General features: G+C 39.0%; 20 protein-coding genes and 2 tRNA genes. 17 read left to right on the top strand and 5 right to left on the bottom strand.

From position 1 onward, the window contains the following. The first annotated feature begins 113 nt into the window (after window positions 1-113). From FGL72_RS07580 to rlmH, 7 genes are all read left to right on the top strand, one after another. A complete protein-coding gene (locus tag FGL72_RS07580) occupies window positions 114-1,094 on the top strand; it encodes a ribose-phosphate diphosphokinase (protein ID WP_004899545.1) in 981 nt (326 codons plus the stop codon). A gap of 124 nt (window positions 1,095-1,218) precedes the next feature. Continuing rightward, window positions 1,219-1,926: a response regulator YycF gene (gene yycF / locus FGL72_RS07575; RefSeq protein ID WP_004899544.1), complete on the top strand. Its 708-nt coding sequence runs from the start codon at window positions 1,219-1,221 to the stop codon at window positions 1,924-1,926. A gap of 102 nt (window positions 1,927-2,028) precedes the next feature. Beyond that, entirely contained in the window at window positions 2,029-3,900 is a 1,872-nt protein-coding gene (gene walK, locus FGL72_RS07570; RefSeq protein ID WP_004899542.1) for a cell wall metabolism sensor histidine kinase WalK, read from the top strand. Beyond that, window positions 3,890-5,206, top strand: a complete 1,317-nt coding sequence (locus tag FGL72_RS07565) for a regulatory protein (protein WP_004904471.1) — start codon at window positions 3,890-3,892, stop codon at window positions 5,204-5,206. The genes walK and FGL72_RS07565 overlap by 11 nt, the downstream gene beginning before the upstream one ends. Before the next feature lie 12 nt (window positions 5,207-5,218). Beyond that, entirely contained in the window at window positions 5,219-5,998 is a 780-nt protein-coding gene (yycI, locus tag FGL72_RS07560; RefSeq protein ID WP_085699337.1) for a two-component system regulatory protein YycI, read from the top strand. 64 nt (window positions 5,999-6,062) lie between these two features. Next, window positions 6,063-7,202, top strand: a complete 1,140-nt coding sequence (locus FGL72_RS07555; RefSeq protein WP_004899538.1) for a S1C family serine protease — start codon at window positions 6,063-6,065, stop codon at window positions 7,200-7,202. Window positions 7,203-7,854: 652 nt separating this feature from the next. Beyond that, window positions 7,855-8,334, top strand: a complete 480-nt coding sequence (rlmH, locus tag FGL72_RS07550; protein ID WP_004899536.1) for a 23S rRNA (pseudouridine(1915)-N(3))-methyltransferase RlmH — start codon at window positions 7,855-7,857, stop codon at window positions 8,332-8,334. Between the two features lie 37 nt (window positions 8,335-8,371). On the opposite strand, the gene FGL72_RS07545 is transcribed toward rlmH, so the two are convergent. Next, window positions 8,372-9,763: an MDR family MFS transporter gene (locus FGL72_RS07545; RefSeq protein ID WP_085699504.1), complete on the bottom strand. Its 1,392-nt coding sequence runs from the start codon at window positions 9,761-9,763 to the stop codon at window positions 8,372-8,374. 91 nt (window positions 9,764-9,854) lie between these two features. Continuing rightward, window positions 9,855-9,998: a hypothetical protein gene (locus FGL72_RS09765; RefSeq protein WP_004899533.1), complete on the bottom strand. Its 144-nt coding sequence runs from the start codon at window positions 9,996-9,998 to the stop codon at window positions 9,855-9,857. 125 nt (window positions 9,999-10,123) lie between these two features. Here FGL72_RS09765 and mutY point away from each other — a divergent pair, with 125 nt between their 5' ends. From mutY to FGL72_RS07520, 5 genes are all read left to right on the top strand, one after another. Next, window positions 10,124-11,152 carry an A/G-specific adenine glycosylase gene (mutY, locus tag FGL72_RS07540; protein ID WP_133285988.1) on the top strand — a complete coding sequence of 343 codons (1,029 nt, stop codon included), beginning with the start codon at window positions 10,124-10,126 and terminating at the stop codon, window positions 11,150-11,152. After that, window positions 11,152-12,255 (top strand): AI-2E family transporter, encoded by a 1,104-nt coding sequence (locus tag FGL72_RS07535; RefSeq protein WP_004899530.1) that lies wholly within the window; start codon window positions 11,152-11,154, stop codon window positions 12,253-12,255. The genes mutY and FGL72_RS07535 overlap by 1 nt, the downstream gene beginning before the upstream one ends. A 48-nt stretch (window positions 12,256-12,303) precedes the next feature. Then, entirely contained in the window at window positions 12,304-12,675 is a 372-nt protein-coding gene (locus tag FGL72_RS07530) for a DUF6508 domain-containing protein (RefSeq protein WP_024047568.1), read from the top strand. A gap of 63 nt (window positions 12,676-12,738) precedes the next feature. Next, a tRNA-Leu gene (locus FGL72_RS07525) sits at window positions 12,739-12,820 on the top strand. A gap of 64 nt (window positions 12,821-12,884) precedes the next feature. Then, a tRNA-Thr gene (locus FGL72_RS07520) sits at window positions 12,885-12,957 on the top strand. 153 nt (window positions 12,958-13,110) lie between these two features. Here the strand turns inward: FGL72_RS07520 and rlmD are convergent. Continuing rightward, window positions 13,111-14,607, bottom strand: coding sequence for a 23S rRNA (uracil(1939)-C(5))-methyltransferase RlmD (gene rlmD / locus FGL72_RS07515; protein WP_085699502.1), 1,497 nt, complete (start codon window positions 14,605-14,607; stop codon window positions 13,111-13,113). Between the two features lie 253 nt (window positions 14,608-14,860). On the opposite strand from rlmD, the gene FGL72_RS07510 reads away from it, so the two are divergent. From FGL72_RS07510 to FGL72_RS07495, 4 genes are all read left to right on the top strand, one after another. Next, the gene (locus FGL72_RS07510) at window positions 14,861-15,097 is read left to right on the top strand and encodes a hypothetical protein (RefSeq protein ID WP_036058316.1); all 237 of its coding nucleotides are present in this window, start codon (window positions 14,861-14,863) and stop codon (window positions 15,095-15,097) included. 72 nt (window positions 15,098-15,169) lie between these two features. Then, on the top strand, window positions 15,170-17,290 hold the full coding sequence (locus tag FGL72_RS07505) for an AAA family ATPase (RefSeq protein WP_085699333.1): 2,121 nt from the start codon (window positions 15,170-15,172) through the stop codon (window positions 17,288-17,290). 111 nt (window positions 17,291-17,401) lie between these two features. After that, complete coding sequence (locus FGL72_RS07500; RefSeq protein WP_307726141.1) at window positions 17,402-18,394, top strand: nucleoid-associated protein; 993 nt, start codon at window positions 17,402-17,404, stop codon at window positions 18,392-18,394. 96 nt (window positions 18,395-18,490) lie between these two features. Continuing rightward, on the top strand, window positions 18,491-19,429 hold the full coding sequence (locus FGL72_RS07495; protein WP_170167806.1) for a DUF1810 family protein: 939 nt from the start codon (window positions 18,491-18,493) through the stop codon (window positions 19,427-19,429). A 35-nt stretch (window positions 19,430-19,464) separates the two neighbouring features. On the opposite strand, the gene FGL72_RS07490 is transcribed toward FGL72_RS07495, so the two are convergent. Beyond that, a complete protein-coding gene (locus FGL72_RS07490; RefSeq protein ID WP_146992884.1) occupies window positions 19,465-20,460 on the bottom strand; it encodes a ketopantoate reductase family protein in 996 nt (331 codons plus the stop codon). 156 nt (window positions 20,461-20,616) lie between these two features. Between FGL72_RS07490 and trpS the strand changes: the two genes are divergently transcribed. Then, window positions 20,617-21,633, top strand: a complete 1,017-nt coding sequence (gene trpS / locus FGL72_RS07485; RefSeq protein WP_004905875.1) for a tryptophan--tRNA ligase — start codon at window positions 20,617-20,619, stop codon at window positions 21,631-21,633. A gap of 29 nt (window positions 21,634-21,662) precedes the next feature. Here trpS and FGL72_RS07480 read toward each other — a convergent pair whose 3' ends face one another. Next, the gene (locus FGL72_RS07480) at window positions 21,663-22,838 is read right to left on the bottom strand and encodes an LCP family protein (protein WP_004905873.1); all 1,176 of its coding nucleotides are present in this window, start codon (window positions 22,836-22,838) and stop codon (window positions 21,663-21,665) included. Window positions 22,839-22,847 lie beyond the last annotated feature (9 nt).

Here is a 22,847-nt window from a genome sequence, read left to right as displayed (position 1 = left end):
TATATTGTAAGGTTCTTTTATTGTGTTGAGATAGAGACCTTGTGGCTTTTAACAAGCTTTTTTGTTAAAATGAGTATGAACGTGAAATTTACATAAAACATTTGGAGCCAGACATGCCAGAACCTAAATTGAAACTTTTTTCTTTAAGCTCAAATGAACCATTAGCGCAAAAGATTGCCGATGCCGTTGGTGTCCCATTGAGTGAAATATCTGTCAAACGTTTTGCTGACGGTGAAGTACAGATTAACATTGAGGAAAGCATTCGTGGGGATAACGTCTTTGTTATTCAATCCACTTCGTCACCAGTTAATGATAATCTCATGGAATTATTAATTATGGTTGATGCCTTGCGTCGTGCATCGGCGAATCAGATCAATGTTGTTTTACCTTATTATGGTTATGCACGTCAAGATCGTAAGGCACGTTCTAGAGAACCAATTACAGCTAAGTTAGTTGCCAATATGTTGGAACGTGCTGGAGCAACACGCGTATTAGCGTTAGATTTACACGCGGCCCAAATTCAAGGTTTCTTTGATATTCCGATGGATCATTTACAAGGTGCACCACTGCTTGCAGATTATTTAATTGAGTCAGGTATTGCTGACAAAAAGCAAGCTGTAGTGGTATCGCCAGATCATGGTGGTATGACACGTGCACGTAATTTAAATAATATGCTAGAACTGGAAGCACCAGTAGCAGTCATTGATAAGCGCCGTCCAAAGCCAAACGTTGCTGAAATCGGTAGCATTGTAGGTGATGTTGCTGGTAAGACTGCTATTATGATTGATGATATGATTGACACGGCTGGCACAATCACGCAAGGAGCCGAGTTGATTATGGCGCATGGTGCCAAAGAGGTTTACGTGGTGGCTTCCCACGCAGTTTTCTCAGGTCCTGCTGTTGAACGTTTGCAGAATTCTGTATTCACTAAAGTTATTTTGACAGATTCAATTAATTTACCTGATGACAAGAAATTTGATAAGTTAGAGATTGTATCGGTTGGTGAACTTATTGGTGAAGCAATTCGCCGTATTAGTAATAACGAAGCGATTTCATCCTTATTTAAGACACGTTTTCATCGGCGAACACATTAAAATATAAATGTTAATTTTTAAAGGTCGATTTGGTCGGCTTTTTTTGTGCAAAATATTACAGTCTAGTGAAAAAATGATATACTTAGAGATAGACAAATAGTAGAATCATGTGAGGAGAACGTCCATGAGTAAAATTTTGGTTGTGGATGACGAGAAGCCAATCTCGGATATCATCAAGTTTAATTTAACAAAAGAAGGCTACGATGTAATTACAGCCGCCGATGGTCAAGAAGCTTTAGCACTTTTTAACGATGAAAAACCTGATCTTGTGTTACTGGATCAGATGTTACCAGAGATTGATGGTGTTGAAGTCTTGAGACAAATTCGTTCTAAATCAGAAACACCAGTAATCATGGTAACTGCAAAAGACTCTGAAATTGATAAAGTTTTAGGCTTAGAAATGGGTGCTGATGATTACGTTACAAAACCTTTTTCTAATCGTGAGTTAGTGGCGCGTGTTAAGGCTAATTTGCGTAGCCGTAAGGCCGTTTCCCAACATAGTGAAGAGGCAACTGTTCATAATGAAGACATTGCGCTGGGTGATTTAACTATCCATCCGCAAGCTTATATGGTGTCTAAGGCAGGCCAAGATATTGAATTAACTCATCGTGAGTTTGAATTACTCTATTACTTAGCACAACATATTGGGCAAGTCATGACCCGTGAGCATCTTTTACAGCAAGTCTGGGGCTATGATTATTTTGGCGATGTGCGAACTGTTGATGTTACGGTTCGTCGTCTACGTGAAAAAATAGAAGACAATCCTAGTCATCCAAATTGGTTGGCTACACGTCGTGGTGTTGGTTACTATCTAAGGCCCGACGCTGAATAAAAAGCAAAAGCTAGCCTGTGAAAGATAGAACGGTTTGCTAAAGTCACCATCAAAAAGGTTTTAAGTCAATACCAAGGAGACAGACGCCATGCGTCAGCAACTATGAATAGTACGACTAATTTTTTTAAATCCATACGCTTTCGTATAGCACTTGTTTTTGTGTTGTTAATGATTATCGCACTCGAACTTTTGGGTGCGTTTTTTGTACGTCAAATAGAGCGCCAAAACCTAACAACTTTTCAACAGCAAATTGCCTTGCCAAAGTATGTTACTGATCAAATCACCACAGCTTTAAAGAAAAAAGACAGTAATGAAGGTAACCACGAGATCCAAGATATTCTGTCTAGTTTGAACAATACCAACTTACAAGAAGCGCAAGTGATTGATAAAACGGGGACGATACGTGGGACTTTATCCGTTTCAGGACAGCAGACCATTGGTCAGAAAACAACTGATTTAAATGCCCAAAAAGCGATTGCAGGCGAACAGTCCTTTTTGAAATCGCGTACAGTTAATGAAAATAACGAACGTAAAGAATTATTAACAACGACATTAGGGTCCAATAACGGACGAGGAAAAGACATTGTTGGTGTGCTTGTTGTTAAAGCAAGTTTAGCACCAGTCTATAAAAACATTGATAGTGTCATGCGCTTATTTGTGATTGCTGGTATTCTGGCGCTAATGGTCAGTATTGCATTAGCACTGTTCTTAGCACGAACATTAACGCGACCGATTGAGCAGATTGATGAACAAACAACCAAAATTGCTAATGGCGACTATTCAATGGTTAATCATATTTATGGTTCTGATGAACTTGGTCATTTAGCACAGTCGGTTAATGAGTTGTCAACACGTGTCGAAGAATCAACGGAGACAGTGAATGCAGAGCGTAACCGATTGGATTCTGTTTTGACACACATGGCTGATGGTGTTTTAGCAGCTAATCGGCGTGGCGAAGTAACAATTATTAACCAAGCTGCGGCAGATTTTGTTGGTGTTGATCGTGACGCAGCCATTGGCCAGAACGTCATTGAACTTTTGCAGTTAAAGGGCAAAAGAACGCTACGTGATATGCTAGAGAACTTAGATGATTTTCGTGTTGATTTATCTGATGATAGTAAAGATTTGTTGGTGCAAGCTTATGTATCGCTGATTAAGCGTCAATCTGGGTTTATATCTGGCTTAGTAGTTGTTTTGCACAATATCACCGAACAACAACGTATTGATGCTGAACGGCGCATGTTTGTGTCCAATGTCTCGCATGAGTTACGAACACCACTCACATCAGTTAGATCGTATGTGGATGCCCTTGCCGAAGGGGCAATTAATGACCCTGAAATGGCACATAATTTTCTGGGTGTGGTTCAAAATGAAACACAGCGCATGATTCGCATGATTAACGATTTATTAGAGTTGTCACGTTTAGACCAAGGAACCATGGCAGTTAAACTTGAAGTGATCAATCTCAATAGTTTATTTAACTTTGTTTTGAATCGTTTTGACATGATTATCGAAAATGATGCCAAGAATACAGAAACACCAAATAAAAATTACAGTATACAACGTGAATTTACTAGTGAGGATGTTTGGGTTGAAGTAGATCCTGATAAATTTACACAGGTATTAGATAATATCATGAATAACGCTGTTAAATATTCACCTGATGGTGGCGTTATCACAGCACGGTTAATTAAGACTAAAACGCGTGCTATTTTGAGTATTTCGGACCAAGGTTTGGGGATTCCTAAAAAAGATTTAAATAATATTTTTAACCGATTTTTCCGTGTGGATAAATCGCGTTCACGCGCACAAGGTGGGACTGGATTGGGCTTGGCTATTTCTAAAGAAGTTGTTGAAAAGTTTAATGGTCGTATTTGGGTTGATTCAGTTGAAAATCAGGGTTCTACTTTCTATATTTCGCTAGCCTATGTCGATGACGCCGAACTACAGGAGGCTGATTGGGATGCGGAATAAAAATCGCTTTTTTCAGAGTATCACGTTGGACTTTTCACTTGTTATTGCTATTATCATTTCAGTCGTGTTGACAGGCTTTATTTTTATTTCATTTGGCAAAAATGAACCATTAAAAAGTGTCAATGAACAGCAAGCGGAACAGCAATCACAAGTGTTTCGGCCAACACAATATATTGTTACTAAAGCTAATGGCAATCAATATATTGCCTTAACGCCTGCTAACACCCAAGTCAAAACGATTGAAGATGCTATTACAAAAGCTAAATTTTCAGGTGCCGAAACGAAGAAAAGCACAACACATGCTATTCAAACAATATTATCTCAAAAGAAATCGCAAATTTTAAGGTATCCAGACGTTGTGCCAGTAACTTACTTTAATACAAGATATGGTAAAACAATTAACAGTGGGAAACCCTTTAACTTTAATTATTTTGTTTTAGCCTTAGATCAGTCGAATAAGGGGTATTTTATTAACACGAATGCAAATGAAGTAACGACTGTTAATATTAGCCAATTAAATACACCTGATGTCTGGCAAATGGCAGCTAAGTTACCAACTGATGTCGGGGTTGAGTTTCATAAGTATCAAGGTCGTGTGATGTTGTCTTATCCGAAACAATTTAAATTACCGGTTTATTCTTACTTAGTTAATCAACGTGACCCGAAAACTTATGTTTCAGCTTTACTGGGAACACTCAACCAACTGTCGGTTACCCAAGAAGGCAGCAAGACAGTTTATACGAATAAGCTGAATAATCAGAAAATAACATATGATCCGTCTTGGGAAACTGTCACATTTGAAGATAAAAATCCTAAAAACAAATTGCCACAACAATACGTTAATCGTCTAAACCTAGCATTTTCTCAGATTAATTTGCTTCAGCTTAATTTAATGGATACGCGTTTTTATGAAAGTCAAGCTGGGGGTCAGAAAATTACCTTTAGAACCTATGTTAAGGGTTTCCCGGTGTATTTTCAGTCTCAGAGTGGGGCCATTCATATTGAGCTATCCAAAAATGGTGATCAAAAAAGTACTTATTCACTCAATGAAATCGGGGTACCCGTTCCTAGTAATCAGGCAGATGTCCAATTGCCAAGTACGGAAACAATATTAAAGCAATTACATGATGCTGGTGTGAAGTCGTCTGATTATGATTTCATTACACCCGGCTATGAATGGTTAATTAATCAAGATAGTCAGGCAGCTGTGAATATGGTGCCCACATGGATGATAGAAACACCGACTGGCTGGCAAAGTGTCTCAGCATATTTGTCAAAAAAGCATGTTAATGCACAACAAGATTAATAAGGAGGAAATATGCAATTCAAACGAATTAAAATATTAATGTTAGTTTTATTTGTTTTATTGGATATTTTTCTGTTTAATTGGTGGCGTGCCGGGCAGACAACTAACGAGCAGGTGGCTGATGCCAATGCTGATATTATTGCTGAAATGAAGAAACAAAACATTGTGTTACCAACATTTAGCCGTTCAGTACAATATAATAGCTATATTGCTGTTCAAAAAGCGCATAAAAATGAGATTGGGAAACTACCAAGCACGCTGACATGGGATAAAAATGGTGGTAATTGGGATGAACTGATTGCTCGTTTCAAACCTGATGATGAGATACATCGCGATGATTACGAGGCCATCACTAAACAAATTAAAGCAGTGGCTGATGATTCTGGCTATCATTATAACGCTATACTCAGTGCAGCACAGCCTGACGAAACTATAATTTATTCTCAACGAATCAATGATTTACCCGTTATGAATAGTGCTGGGACAATGACATTTCGATATGGGAAAGACGGGAAGCCAGATACTGTCATAAAACGGCAACTCACTAATATTCAGGATTTGCGTGATGATCGGGCCACATTGACTGAAGAAGATGCGATTGTTTCATTATACCGGTATAATGAAATTGATCGTGGTGATCGCTTATCAACTGGATATTTAGGTTACGACAAGACGTTATCTGTTAATGGGTATGATATTTATTTGCCTGTTTGGGTATTTGAGGTGAAACGGCAAAATCGTCATGCTATTTTGAAGATTAATGCGTTCACAGGTGACAATTTGTCTGAATGAACTTTAATATAATGTTAATTTGGCCAAAGTATAATGATTTTAAAGTAAAGAGTGGGTGACTAGTATGACACAACAATCCTTAGCAAAAATTGTATTAACTGGTGCGATAGCTGGTGTTATTGGTGGTGGTGCAATTTTGTACGGCCAGCGCGAATTATCTGATATCCAGACGAAAACGCAAAAAGTAAATACAAAAGCAGAGAAGACTGCAGCTATACCAACTAACGCTACGGCAACAACTGCGTACAACAAGATTTCAGATGCGGTTGTTTCTGTGTTGAATTTTTCACAAACAGGAAAAAATTCATTTTCCGAATCTTCGGAAGGATCCGGCGTTATTTATAAAAAGGCCAATGATGCTGCCTATATTGTTACAAATAATCACGTGATACACGGCGCAGCAAAAATACAGGTAATGTTGCATGATGGTAAAAAAGTTGAAGCGACGTTGGTTGGTAAAGATGCCATGACTGATTTGGCGGTACTCAAAATTGATCCTGCTAATGTCACAACCACAGCTGCCTTTGGTGATTCTAGTCAAATTCAAGTGGGGCAAAAGGTCTTAGCAATCGGGTCACCGCTGGGATCCCAGTATGCTTCATCAGTAACAGAAGGCATCATTTCGGCGAAGAAAAGATTAGTTGATGCTAGTTCTGAGAACGGCCAAAATTATGGTGGCTCTACAGTTATTCAAACAGATGCGGCTATTAACCCAGGAAATTCGGGTGGTCCTTTAGTTAATTTTGCTGGCCAGGTTGTCGGTATCAACTCGATGAAACTATCATCTTCAGCCTCAGGTACGAGCGTTGAAGGCATGGGGTTTGCTATTCCTTCTGATCAAGTGGTTGATATTGTCAACAAATTAGTGAAAGATGGCAAGGTTACGCGACCAGCTATTGGCATTGGCTTAGTTGAACTTTCTGCCGTAACAGTTGATGATCAGAAGTCATTGCTCAAAATACCTGATGCTGTTACTGGCGGTGTTGTGGTGATGAGTACCACGCCTAATGGCCCAGCTGATCGTGCGGGTCTAAAGAAATATGATGTTATCACAGCTATTGATGGTAAAAAAGTATCTGGGCAGGCTGACTTGAGAGAAGAACTTTATAAACACAATCTAAACGATACAATTGATATCACATTCTATCATCAAAATGATAAAAAGACAGTTAAAGTGAAACTAACACAAAAACTTGAAAGCTAACGTTACGCGTTAGCTTTTTCTTTACCTTTAGTTGACAAAAGAAATGAAGTATGTATTTTCTGAAAATGTTGAAAACTGTGCTGAAAATGTTGATAAATCGGTTAAAAAGTCGATAAAATGTGAATAACTCATATTACTGTGTGGATAAAAGGCTAAAAATTATAAATTTTTCTAAAATTCAGGCTACGTTATACAAAAGAAGTATTTTTTGTTTAAAAAATCTTGACAATCATGTCTGCCGATAGATTATACGGTTTTTTTGTTAAAGTGATAGTGAAATGAGAATTTATTGTCTGTTACGGTATAAATACCTAACGATTTCTGATTGACGTAAAGGTATTGTCAAGGGAACAAATGTGCTTATCCACAGTTGTGGATAAAAAAGTGGAAAACTGTGGATAACTATCTTTTTTGAGGCAACTGTTTTATCAAATCGCATACATATAGCGTTGATAACGTTATCCACACTTTTAGTAAAAAAACGGTGCGCTTGTGGATAAAAAATTATGCGAACAGCGGGGTAATTGATATAATTGGCTTATGTCACCTTTTTGATGTTGTTGTTCGTGTGGACATCTTTAGAATCAGGGTCTGATACAAATGTTTGCTTAACTATTAAATTACTTAAGAAAATGAAAAATGCGGAGAAATTATGAATATTAAATTAATTACAGTAGGTAAATTAAAAGAGCACTATTTAAAAGATGGGATTGCAGAATATAGTAAAAGGATAGCCAGATTTGCTAAAGTTGAATTGATTGAAGTGCCTGACGAAAAGACGCCAGAGCATGCTAGTCAAGCACAAAATCAACAAATTATGGCTAAAGAAGGGGAACGTATTGCGGATAAAATTGGATCACGTGACTACGTTATTGTATTAGCAATTGAGGGCAAACAGTTACCGTCAGAGACATTTTCTAAAAAAATGTCGGATATCACACTGTCTGGTTATTCAACCATTACATTTATCATTGGGGGTTCGCTTGGTTTGGATGAACGTATTAAGCAGCGAGCAGACATGGCGATTAGCTTTGGACTGTTGACCTTGCCACACCAACTAATGCGTTTAGTGCTGATTGAACAAATTTATCGCGCTTTTATGATTCAACAAGGCTCGCCTTATCATAAATAATGACCTAAAATAAAAAAGCAAACGTTAGTTTGCTTTTTTAAATCGTTGTTTTTTGTTTTAACAGTGTTGTCATAGCAGCAGCAATAATCATCAATACACTTGCAAACAAAAAAGTAACTTGAATGCCTTGTAGTTGATTTAATGTCGTATGGGTTGGATATGCTTTGCCCGCATAGACAACGACTTGTGTCATGACAGTGACTAGTGCAGCTGTTCCAAAAGAAGCTGCCAGTTGCCGAACAGTAGTAAACATAGCAGAACCATCAGGCATCAGCGATAATGGCAAAGCATTGAATGCCTCAGTCTGAATAGGCATCAAAACGATGACCAAGCCTAATTGTCTAATTAATTGACTCACTACGACTAACCAGATTGGTGTGTTTAAAGTGACCATAGACAAACTAAACGTACCTACAGTAGTGAGTAAGATACCTGTGAGTGTGAGGTAGCGTGGACCATATTTATCATATAGACGACCGCTGAGAGGCGATAAAAGGGCGGTAATTAGTGCGCCCGGCAGTAATATTAAACCAGAAATTAATGCTGAATAGTGACGTACATTTTGAATATACAATGGTAACATCAGTGCGCCGCCGTACATGGCAATCATTAAGACAACATTAATAAGCATAGCAACAACGAACTGCCTATACGTTAGAACAGCCATGTTGAGTAGTGGCGTTTTATTTGTTATTTGACGCCAGATAAACAAAGCTGTGACAATTAAGCCGATAACTACAAATCCCCATACAGTGAAATCTGACCAAGCAGTTGCACCAGCATTTGAAAAACCGTAAAGTAAACTACCCAAACCAATACTTGATAGTACTACGCCAAGAAAATCAAATTTGAGCCGCTTAGTGTTGCCAATATTTTTTAGAAGGTAGAAAGCTAATATAAAGTCTGCAATAATAAAAGGGGCGACAATTAAAAATAGAAAACGCCAAGATAGTTGCGTGATAATCAGACCCGACAATGTTGGTCCAATGGCCGGCGCAAAGTTAAGTGCTAAGCCAATCATCCCCATGGCTTGACCACGTTTATCTGATTCATAGAGGTTCATAACCACGACATTCATTAGCGGACCAAACACACCGGCACCGATGGCTTGTACCATTCTACCAGTGACTAACACAGCAAAACTATTAGCAAATCCAGCAATTAGCGTGCCTAACGCAAATAAACCAACGGCAGTTAAATATAGTTTTCTAGTGGTGAGTCTTTGGATTAAAAAAGCGGTGAGCGGCACCATCACACCATTAACTAGCATATAACCATTTGTTACCCATTGCCCTTGGCTTGGACCAATGTGAAATTCGGTCATGATATTAGGTAAAGCCACATTCATTAGTGTTTGGTTGAGAAAGCCTAGAAATGTGCCGATAACAAGAATAATGAGGATAGAACGTTGTTTTTTTGAAATATTCAATAGCATACCTGCCTTTCATTGATAGTATAGTGATATGAAAATAAACAAAAAAACCAGTAAAATACTGGTTTTCAACGGTAAAAGATAAAAATTACTTTGTTGCAGGTAATTCTTCTGACTTACCTTTTGCCCATTGTTGCAACTTTGCGATAGCAGTTTGACGTTGCTTCTTGGCTGAGTTGTGTCCGACCTTACGAGCACGGGCGAATGAATTAAGCGGCTTCTTTAATGCCATGATGGGTACTCCTTTTTAAAATGTTTTACATACAAGATATTATTATACGGTATAAAACTGGAAAAATCAAGACTCTCATTGATTTGCGGTGATAAAAATTCACAAAGATAAGGTACAATAGATATATGGAATTATGGTCTGAAGAAACAATTAGAGATTTTCGTCACACGTTATTAACTTGGTATGATCAAGAAGGCCGTGCTAACTTGCCTTGGCGCTTAAATCATGAACCTTACCGTGTTTTGGTATCAGAGATTATGTTGCAGCAAACACAGGTTGATACGGTCTTACCTTATTATGAACGATTTATGCAACATCTACCGACTGTACAGGATTTAGCGCGTGCCCCGGAAGAACAAGTGTTAAAGCTGTGGGAGGGCTTAGGATACTATTCTAGAGCACGCAATTTGCAGAAAGCAGCCCGTTTTGTTGTTGATGAGTTACATGGTAATTGGCCGGAAAGTGCAGATGATTTACAGGAGCTACCTGGTGTGGGTCCGTATACCTCAGCTGCCATTGCCTCGATTAGTTTTAATGAAGTGGTACCAGCCGTTGATGGTAATGCTTACCGTGTTTTTAGTCGGTTATTAAAAATTGACGCAGACATTGCGCAAACAAAATCACGTAAAATATTTTATGATGCGATTCTACCTATTGTTGACCCCCAACGGCCTGGCGACTTTAATCAAGCAATCATGGATTTGGGTTCTAGCTATATGACAGCTAAGAATCCAGATAGTATCAATTCACCTGTACGTCAGTTTAATGCCGCATATCGAGATGGCGTCGAATTAGACTTTCCGGTTAAAACAAAAAAGCAAAAACCGGTAAAACAGTTATTTATGGCTACTATTTCTGAAAAAGATGGCGAATTATTATTCGAGAAACGACCTGAAAAAGGGCTATTATCAGGTTTTTGGACTTTTCCCTTAACTGAAATTACTAGTATTGACGACATCAAAGGGCAACAGCTCAATATTAAGCCAATTGTCCACGTCTTTACGCATCGCCGATGGGAAATCTGGTTGGTGAAACAGGATGTCACAGCGACACCAACACCAACACAACAATATTTGTCATCAACACAGTGGCAGGCGCTTTCTCTACCAACTGTACAACACAAACTACTTGCCGCTTTGGAGGAATTACGCTAATGTTTCCTAATACTAAACTCAAACATCTTTTTTTCTGGACCATTGAACTACTTGCGCTCTCGATTTTAGTTTACCTATTATTGGGGTTTGACTTTTTGATGCGTCCCATTAAAGTATTTATTTCAACAGTCTTTGTACCACTAGTTGTGGCAGGCTTTTTGTACTATGTCCTGAAACCACTTTTAACTCTGATTAAGCGTATTCAAATTCGTGGCAAAAAAATACCACACCAATTAGCGGTAGTGGTAACATTCATTTTCTTCTTATCGGTTATTGCTGGTGCGTTGGTGGTCTTAGTACCCACGTTGATTCGTGAAATTACAAATTTGGCTGATTCCTTACCAAGTTTTGCACAAGATATGCAACAATTTGCAACTAAAACCATGAATAGTCACTGGTTTGAGAATCTTAATTTATCAATTAATGTGTCTGAAGTTAAAAATGCTGTTGGCAAGTATGCCGCATCTTTTCTGACCATTACAGCAGGTACCTTGGGCACTGTTGTAACAACAGTGACGTCGTTTACAATCAACTTAATTACCATTCCGGTCGTTTTGTTTTACATGCTTAGTGATAGTGAACGTTTTGTGCCAGCGATTAAAAAAATGTTTCCGGCACGTCATGCCGAAAAAATATCAGAATTAATGGCAAAAATGGATCGCACCATCGAAAAATATATTTCTGGTCAAGCGATTGAAATGGGCTTTGTTGGTTTATCAATGACGATTGGTTATTTCATTATTGGGCAGCCCTATGCTTGGTTGTTAGGGGTTATTGCAGGGATTACAAATATTGTGCCTTATATTGGCCCATGGATTGGTGTCGTACCATCTTTGATCGTCGCAAGTACACAGTCATGGAAACAAGTTATTTTTGTTTTGATTGTGATGACCGTAGTGCAGCAATTAGATGGTAACTTCATTTATCCGAATGTAATTGGTAAATCATTAGCTATTCATCCGCTAACGATTGTATTTTTATTAATGGTTGCGGGTAATTTGTGGGGCATTGTTGGTATGATATTAATCGTGCCAGTGTACGCGGTACTCAGGGTTATTGTGAAGTTTGGTTTTGAGTTGTTTTCTCTGACAAAAAGTAAGTAAAGTGTTAGTATAGAACTGTCTAAAAAGTTGAAAAGAGAAAATAGGACAGTGAAAACATTTGATTTTGAAAAATATATTGCGGTACTTCAAAAGGCTAAAGGGCAAACAATACCATGGGGTGCAACCGAATATCCCACTTACCCAACTATAATCCTGTCCTTAGCACAAGATTATTATCAATCCGCGGAGTATGATAGGAATTTTGACCGTTCGTTACATCAACATCATTATTATTCAGGATTACCAGAGTCAGAGATAACTGAAATCATAAAAAATTCAGATGATTATCGCCTGATAAGCGCCATTATGTCAGCCATCATTCGTGGTGAAAAATATACACCTGGTATGTGGCAAGCATTAATTGAAAATGGTATCATGTTGGATTTACTGGTTCATGCGTATCGTTTAAAACAAAATTGAAATAAACTCTTGACGAATGCTTTATTTTCAAGTAAACTAATATAGTTGTGTTAGCAATAGCATGCGGGTGTGGCGGAACTGGCAGACGCGCTGGATTTAGGTTCCAGTGCCGCAAGGCGTGCAGGTTCGATTCCTGTCACCCGTATAAGAGAATTGTGTATTCTCTGGGGTATCTGGTATGGTATAGGCATACTTGAGTACTTGGAGTTGCCGACTTAGCTCAGTTGGTAGAGCATCTCACTAGTAATGAGGGGGTCAACGGTTCGAATCCGCTAGTCGGCATAATCAAAAAGCACTAATCTTAGATTAGTGCTTTTTATTTTGTAGTCTAGTGTGCTTTACAATATTATGAAGGTTTCTATGTTATCAGCTAAATGAAAGCAGCGACAAGTAACCATTAAAAAAACCAAACTGTATGACAGTTTGGTTTTTTTGTTAATCACGACGTGTTAACTTGACAACGCCTTCCCAACGCGCAGTTTGTGGAAACATGTCAATACTTTGAATGTAATCAACCTTGTATGCTTTGGTTAAATCAACTAAATCGCGTGCCAGCGTTGATGCGTTACATGAAATATAAACAAATTTCTCTGGTTTTGTCCGAATAATTTCACGTCGTAACGCGGTATCTAAGCCAGTACGCGGTGGATCAACCACCAACGCGTCAGCTAACCAACCTTCGGCTTGCCATTTTGGAAATAGTACTTCAGCAGTGCCAACTTCATACTTAGCATTTGAGATATGATTAATTTTAGCATTGATATTAGCGTCGTCAACAGCTTCAGGAATAATTTCCATGCCACGGACTTCGCCAGCTTTATCAGCAAGGCTGAGACCAATTGTACCAACACCAGCATATGCATCGACGAGCTTATCGGCATGTGTTAAATTAAGTGCCGACAGTGCCTCATTATAGACAACGGTCATTTGGGTGTGGTTTAATTGCATGAATGCACGCGGTGATAGTTGGAATGTCTTACCCATCACCGTTTCTTCAATATAATCTTTGCCCCATAACTTAATAGTCTCTTCACCCCAGACAAGGCTCGTACGACCGGGGTTGAAGTTTTGGAAAATACCATTAACTTCTGGTAATGCTTGGTTAATTGCTGCAATAAGTGCGACATCACCAGGGAAACCATCGGTATTTGTGACGAATGTTAATTGTACGTCACCTGTGGTGTGTGACACACGGGCGACAATTGTTTTAACTGTACCACGATTCTTATCTTCATTATAAATAGATACTGACAATTTATCTAATAGATCACGTACGGTGCGTAACACTTTCATTGTCGCTGGTGATTGTGTATGGACAATGGGTAAATCAACTAGTTCATGACTACCACGCTTGTACATGCCAACACTAAGTACATCATCAATTTTGCGAACGGGGAACTGCGCCTTATTGCGATATTCATAAGGGTTAGCCATGCCAATCGTGTCACGTAGGTCATACTCTGACCAGCCTTTTGGTTGGAATTTTTCTAGTGATTGCGCAATAACATCTTTTTTAAAGGCTAATTGCGCAGAGTAAGTCATGTGCTCAAGTTCAAAACCACCAACTTCATCAGCGAATGTATCTAATGGTTTCACACGATTGGGTGATTTTTCACGAATTTTCAAGACCTTGGCGGCAATATATTTTGGCTGGACGTCTGTTACTTTGACAACAGCGACTTCATCGGGTAAAACGCCGGGAACAAAGACAATCTTACGCTTAAAGTAACCAATGCCCTCACCGTTAATGCCCAAACGTTTGATTGTTAATGGAAAATTCTGTCCAATACGAACAGCAACGCCATCAGTTGAAGCGCGCTGCTGACCATGTTGTTTACGTGGATCAAAATGCTTGCCATAATAAGTCTTTTGGCCTGGTTGAGATTTTGATTTAGATGGATAAGCTTTTTTTTGTTTTTTATTTTCTGTCATATTTTGTGTGCTAATCAAAAGCACAATCCTTTCTGCATTGCAATGCCATGGTGACGTTGTTATCTAACTAGTATAACAGCTATGTGAATTTAAAATAGTTTACAAATGTGAGTGTTTTACACTTGTGTTATAACACTGATGTGATATAATTATTGTTGTAAAGGAGATGTGGAAAAATGACAAGAAGCATAAACTTTATCAACCGCAGTCACGTTCGTGTCCGCGGACAAACATTAAGTTGGAGTAAACGATGATGAGATTTGATATTAAGGCGTATTTGGATGATAATTCGCTAACAATTTATAGAGTAGCGAAAGATTCTGGTTACGGCTATACAACGATTCACAAGTCGTTTAACAAGACGCAATCGGATGCAACGAGTTTAAATGTGAGAGACTTAGATGCCTTAGCAAAAGCGCAGCACAAAGCAATGTGGGAGGTTCTTCGTGATCTCGAACGATTGTATTTTGACTCCGATCAGCACAAGTAATCAGTTATGTTTATCATATTTTAGGGGATGAGTGATAGCTGATGAGCACATGTAAAAAGGGGATTTTAACACATGGCGAATAATAACTTTTTTAACGATCCATTTGGATCAGATATGAATGACATTTTTAACAACATGATGGGCAACATGAATGGCTATAATAGTGAAAACAGACGTTATCTTATCAACGGTCAAGAAGTCACACCCGAGCAATTTGCCCAGTATCGTCAGAATGGTCAGTTACCACAAGGTGGTCAACAAGGGCAAGTTTCTGGGAATGGTCGAATGACTGCCCAACAACCAGGTCAACCTAAGCAAGAAGGTATGTTGGCAAAGCTAGGACGTAATTTGACTCAGGAAGCACGCGATGGTTTGCTTGACCCAGTCATTGGTCGTAACAAAGAAATTCAAGAAACGGCAGAAATATTGGGCCGCCGTACAAAGAATAATCCTGTTTTGGTTGGAGATGCTGGTGTTGGAAAAACAGCCGTTGTTGAAGGCTTAGCCCAGGCAATTGTTAATGGTGATGTGCCAGCAGCGATTAAAGACAAGGAAATTTATTCAATTGATATTTCAAGTTTAGAGGCTGGTACGCAATTTCGAGGTGCCTTTGAAGAAAATATTCAAAATTTGATGAAAGAAGTTAAGGCAGCTGGAAACGTTATCTTATTCTTCGATGAAATTCATCAAATTCTAGGTGCCGGCTCAACAGGTGGTGAAGATGGTGGTAAAGGATTAGCAGATATTATCAAACCAGCATTGAGCCGTGGTGAAATTTCATTAATTGGTGCAACGACGCAAGACGAGTATCGTAATACCATCATGAAGAATGCAGCATTGGCACGCCGCTTCAATGAAGTAACCGTTAATGCGCCATCTGCAAAAGACACGCTAGAGATTTTGAAGGGAATTGCTGCTTTATATGAGAAGCATCATCATGTATCACTCCCTGAAGAAGTCTTAAAGGCGGCTGTAGATTATTCTGTACAATATATTCCACAACGTTCATTACCAGATAAGGCAATTGACCTGTTAGACATGACAGCCGCACATTTAAGTGCTAAGAATCCTGTGACTGACAAGGTCAGTCTGGAAAAAGCATTAAGTGAAGCCAAAGCAAAGCAAGACAAGGCTGTAGCAGACGAGGACTTTGAAGCAGCCTTAAACCAAAAGAATCGTATTGCAGAGTTGGAAAAGAAAATTGCTGGCGCTGATGAAGCCACAAAGGTTGTGGCAACAACAAATGATGTGGCGGAATCCGTTGAACGCTTGACTGGTATTCCTGTATCGCAAATGGGCGCTTCTGATATTGAGCGCTTAAAGACAATCGGTCAGCGTTTAGCTGGTAAAGTTATCGGTCAAGATGAAGCGGTCAACATGGTTGCACGTGCTATTCGTCGAAACCGTGCTGGATTTGATGAAGGCAATCGTCCAATTGGTAGTTTCTTATTTGTGGGACCAACAGGTGTTGGAAAGACAGAGTTAGCTAAGCAGTTAGCATTAGATATGTTTGGTTCGAAAGAAAATATTATCCGATTGGACATGTCAGAATATTCTGATTTAACAGCTGTTTCTAAGTTAATTGGTACAACAGCAGGTTACATTGGTTATGATGATAATAGCAACACACTGACAGAAAAAGTTCGTCGTAACCCATATTCAATCGTGTTATTAGATGAAATTGAAAAAGCTAATCCGCAGGTATTGACTTTGCTATTACAAGTGATGGACGATGGCCGTTTGACTGATGGTCAAGGAAATGTTGTCAACTTTAAGAACACAGTCATTATCGCAACATCAAATGCCGGTTTTTCAGACAAGCGTGAAGGTGATTTGATGTCGCGTTTGGCACCTTACTTCCGTCCTGAATTCTTAAATCGTTTTAACGGTGTCATTGAGTTCTCAGCTTTGACTAAAGATGATTTGAAGCAAATTGTTGATTTGATGTTGGATGATGTAAATCAAACGTTAGCCAAAAAGGAATTGACATTGCAGGTCTCAGAAGCAGTTAAAAATCATTTGATTGAAGCTGGTTATGATGAAGCGATGGGCGCACGACCATTACGCCGTGTTATCGAACAACAAATTCGTGATCAAGTAACTGACTTCTACCTCGATAATCCTGGTGAGAAGCATTTGAGTGCCGATCTAGTTGATGGTAAAGTAGTTATTTCGGCAGTGATTGATAAGTAATTAATTAAGCAGTATATGTGGCTGATAGACAGTTTGTCTATCAGTTTTTTTGTGTTAAATCTTAAAAATCCGCATGTTATAATGGATGAATTACGATTAAAGGGTACGATGATGATTATTCAACATGCAATACTACATATTTTGGATACCAATACTGGCAGTTTAATTGCGTCACAAGGTGAAATGGCTCTAGATGGCGCCGGAGTTCAAGACTATATTGAACAAATAGTGAAAAAAATTTATGCAGGGGATGTCAAAAAAGGCACCTTAACGGCGCAGGACTATCTTGCAACAATGTTAGATAACGCCGATTTTTCAGATATGACAACGCAATTGGCCAGCAAAATGTTTGATATTATGTCTGGTCAAGATGCGATACGGCCGGGAGATATATTAAGTTTTTTGGCAACAACAGATGATGGTCCTTTATTTGGTTTGATTAAATTAAATTTCTCACCCCGCTATGCTCATGTTGTGGCATATCAAGATAACCAAATGATCAATAATTTGGTATTAAATCAGGCGGTCTTACCAGCAGCGACGCAGACAGTTGATGAAGCAATTTTAGTTGATTTAACAACACAACAATACCATTTATTGGAGAAAAAATACCTTATTGATGGTCATCGTGTCGCTTACTTTTCTGAGAAGTTCTTAGCCATTCAGCCTGAGACATCTGTAAAAGAAAATATGCAGACGATTAAGCGTACTGTTAAAAATATTGCTGACAAATATGATGATTTACCAGCGCATGAAGTATTAGCCAAAACACAGGAAGTGATTTATGATGCCTTAGAATCGGGACAATTAGACACAAATACTATTGCGGAAAAAGTGTTTTCAGACAATTTGACTGCTAAAATGCAATATCAAGAAAAAATAGCGGCACAAGTAATCGATAAAACGATTGCCATTGAAAATAAAGAAAAGTATCAGAAAAAGTATCGCACACAAAAATTTAAGCTAGATTCCGGTATCGAAATTTCTATTCCTATATCAGTTTATCAAGATCCGTCAAAGGTCGAATTTGTGAACAACGTTAATGGGACAATGTCCTTAGTGATTAAAGATATTGAAAGTGTTTTCAATAAGTTTACGGTCTAGTTAGCTTAGATCAGAAAAATTTAAGATGTTACTGTTATAATGGACGTAACGAATTCAGGAAAGGAAGTGCACATTGTGAATGTGCACGATAAAAAAATGCCATATCAAGATTCTTATGTTGCCAAAATTCGGACTTACGTTGGACATGACTTTGAATTAGTTATGCCAACAACTGATGTTGTCATTGAAAATAGCCAAGGTGAGTTACTCATGATTTATAATCGTGATTTTGATGGTTGGGCGTTTCCCGGTGGCTATGTCGAACCAGAAATGGCTTGGCAAGCAAATGCAGCTCGTGAAGTGTTAGAAGAAGCAGGCATTCATGCAAAGCCTGAACAACTTAACTTGATTGGCGCCATCTCAGGAAAAAATTTTGTCGCACATTATCCTAACGGGGATGTCGCTAAGCTGTATACGAATATCTTTCATTTAACGCATTGGGAGACAGGAGAGGCAGCTATTGATGATACAGAGATTGATGCCAAACAATGGATGTCACTCAAAACAATTGAACATAAGCATCTAACGTTTTCTGGACAGGCAGTTTATCGTTTATACCGTCAGTATCAAGCGACGAAACAAGTGCAAATGTTAACGCTTGATTCTGATTTGCAAAGATTTTTAGACGCGCAGAACGGTCAAATTGTTGGGGTTAGTGATTATGAAGCAGCCCGCGACGAATTGGCTCATGGTTTAAAACAAACACACTGGATGTGGTTTGTTTTCCCACAGTTGCGCGGATTAGGTAACAGCGAACGTGCAATTTTTTATGGCCTTGACGGTGTCAAAGAAGCACATGAATATCTGGCGCACCCACAACTCAATGAACGACTAGCAGCATTAATAAAAGTGACGTTAGCATTGCCGAAGAGTGATCCAGTCGCTTTATTTGGACAAGTTGATGCGCAAAAGTTTCAAGCCAGTTTAACGTTGTTTAACTATATTTCGCCTGATGCTAGCTTGTTCCAATCGGCTTTAGACAAGTATTTTAATGGCCAGCAACATGTAGCAACACTTGAATTATTAACAAAATAAAAAGCAACGTGTGTTTGATAAGCCACGTTGCTTTTTTAAGCGCCTGTATAATCTGGTGCTAATTTGTTTACTGGTGGTGTGAATTCGCGCATTGCTTCTGCTAAATGGACAAAATGTGTCACTAAGCGATGATTCGGTGCTTTGGTGCCATGCTTCTCAGCCAAGTCAGCAATCCAACCATTGATATAGTCAACTTCTGTGGGGCGCCCCTTGACAAAATCTTGATACATAGAAGGGAAATGTAGAGGGTTAGCAACATTAGAAACGTAATCAACTTGTGCAACCATTTCATCACGTGTCTCAATGAGTTTAATGCCAGCCGCTTCGGCTGCATCATAAGCTTCGTTAATGAGTGGTCGGGCAATGCCTTCTAAAAAGCCATCATAAGCCATCAATTGACCCATACGTGATTGAAACATTGTGGCAATAGAATTCTCGACAGCGTTAAAAAAAACTTTTGTTAGCAATGTTCCCATGAAATTTTCAGTATAACTGGGATTTAAATGGGCCGCCTGAAAATCAACTAAAAGGTTATCCATGACCTGTGAAGGTTGTTCAGTCAGATTAGCGTAGACAGATGATCCGGCACTTTCAGCCCCCATAAAGTCCACATCGCCAAAATCATTGAGTACGGTGGCAATCATTGCTGTACCGCCAATGATGTGTTCGTCGTCAAAGTATTTTTGTAATTTTTCAATATGGCCCATACCATTCATAGCACCCAGTGCTGTTTGGCCAGCTTTAAATTTAGGTGACAAACGTTCTAATGTCTCTTGTAACTGCATTTGTTTCATGAAAAATATCCATACATCCGGCTCACTAGTGTAATCTTCTGGTGAGAAAATATTAATTTTAATTTGATGCCGTTCTTGGTGATCACGCGATTTCCAGACCTGATTATCTTGTGCGCGAATTTTATCTAAACTTGCCTGAGTCGGCTCAATAAAGTCGACAGCGACCCCAGCGTTTTCTTGAAGGAGAATACCATACCGCAACCCCATCGCACCTGCGCCAACTACTGCATATTTCATAGTATGAATCTCCTTAACTTTTAATGATATTATTCTAATCTTTATCACATTTTAAGTCAAGGGTTAGTCCAAACCTTGAGGCTATGAAGTTGGTTAATTTTCACGTATAATAATACTTATAGTGCATTTTGCACGTTTCAAATAAAGGAAGTTCATATGTCTAAAGAAATATATTTAACAGGCGATCGTCCAACAGGAAAGTTACATATTGGGCATTACATCGGTTCATTAAAAAATCGTGTTATCATGCAAGATTCTGGTGCATATGACCCTTTTGTCATGATTGCTGATACCCAAGCTTTCACAGACAATGCTAGAAATCCTGAAAAAATTCGACAATCATTGACAGAGGTGGCATTAGACTATTTAGCGGTCGGCATAGACCCGGCAAAAACAACAATTTTTGTTCAGTCACAAATCAAGGGGTTATTTGAATTAACAGAATATTTTATGAACTTGGTTTCGGTTGCACGGTTGCAGCGTAACCCAACGGTTAAGTCCGAAATTGCCCAAAAAGGTTTTGGTGAAAGTATTCCTGCCGGCTTTTTGACTTATCCCGTTTCACAGGCTGCTGATATCACAATCTTCCGTGCGACTAAGGTGCCAGTCGGTGATGACCAAGAGCCAATGATTGAACAGACTCGTGAGCTAGTACGTGCTTTTAACAATGCTTATAATACTGATGTTCTTGTCGAACCAGTCGGTGTATTTCCACCCAAAGGGCAAGGGCGATTACCAGGTATAGATGGTAATGCTAAAATGTCTAAATCATTAGGAAATGGGATTTATATTTCTGACGATGCCGACACATTGGTAAAGAAAGTGAAAGCCATGTACACAGATCCGCGCCATATCAATATTGCTGATCCAGGCCACGTGGCAGGCAATGTTGTCTTTACTTATCTTGATATTTTCGATCCAGATAAGCAACGCGTTCAAGATTTAAAAGATCACTATACAGCTGGTGGTTTAGGCGACATGAAACTTAAAAAGCACTTGATTGATGTTATGGAAGCAGAAATGGGACCGATTCGCGCGCGCCGTGAAGTATTTGCAAAAGACATACCAGCAGTTTTGTCGATGTTGGCAGAAGGGTCAGAACGTGCCAATGCTGTGGCAGAAAAGACTATGAAAGATGTTCGTCACGCCATGGGTGTTGATTATTTTAACTAAAAAGCCACTTGATTTAGCAAGTGGCTTTTTTATTGTGTTGTTTTTGGGGTGGTTGTTTCATTAGCGTTATTATCTCCGGCTGGTCTTAAGGATGTAGCTATACCAGATAGGTTTGCTGGTACTTCGCCACCATATGGTAAGCCTGTCTTGGCTGCTTGTAGACCCAGTGCCTTTCTTGCTAAATCAGTGACACGTTGTTTTTCATGTTGCGGAATGACTTCATAAGAAACATTATTACCTTCTGCATCAGGATAACTCTCACCAACACCTTGCATGTGTTCTGTGACAATGTTATTTTTAGCTTTGATATATTTGCTAGCCATAGTTGTCATATCACCGAAGGTCAGATCAGTACGTACGTTTTTAGAAATGGTTGACATGAATTTATCATTCAACAGATTAGAAATATTCGCTGATTTCTTAATTAAACCTTCTAGGACTAAACGTTGACGTTGTTGACGACCATAATCACCATTAGGATCGTCATAACGCATTCTTGAAAAGGCAAGAGCAGCATCGCCATCCATAGTTGCTCGTGAGGCTGACCAAGTCTTACCATTGTCATCAGAGTGTTCAAATTTAGTGCTGTCTTTATGGAAACGATAAAGATTGGGCCCATAATCATGGGCAGTTTCTTGGCTGTATGTAAAATCAATCGGGGACTTAACCGAAATGCCACCAACCTGGTTAACCATATTTGATAAACCGCCCATGTTGACTAAGGCATAATAATCAATTGGAATATTCAAAAAAGATTCGACAGTTTTAATGGACGTTGCGGTGGCGCCATAGGCGTACGCGGCATTCAATTTTTGAGGAAAAGTATTTTCATAACCGACAATCGATACCATGGCATCGCGTGCCAATGAAATAAGGGTTGTTTTCTCTGTTTTAGGGTTAATAAGCAACAACATCATCGAGTCGGTGCGCCCACGATAGGTACGTCCCAATTCACCTGTATCTGTGCCATAGAGCAAAATCGAAATAGGACGGCCACTTTTAATAACATCTGAGACATCACGTGATTTTTTTAAACCAGCACCAGCATATGATTTATCAAGTGCACCTTTGGTGTTATGGATGGCTTGCCAAGCAAACAGACCAATAACGAGGACAATAACGGTAATAACTGCAAAAATAATGTTACGTAGCCTATGACTAGGGGCAGAATAACGCTTAGAACGTGAATCATTTTTGGGATCCATGATTTTCTC

It is taken from the genome of Leuconostoc citreum (genome assembly GCF_007954785.1).
In the GTDB taxonomy this organism is placed as follows: domain Bacteria; phylum Bacillota; class Bacilli; order Lactobacillales; family Lactobacillaceae; genus Leuconostoc; species Leuconostoc citreum.
The sequence above is the reverse complement of the archived record's forward strand: the minus strand, read 5'-3'. Positions and strand labels throughout refer to the sequence as shown.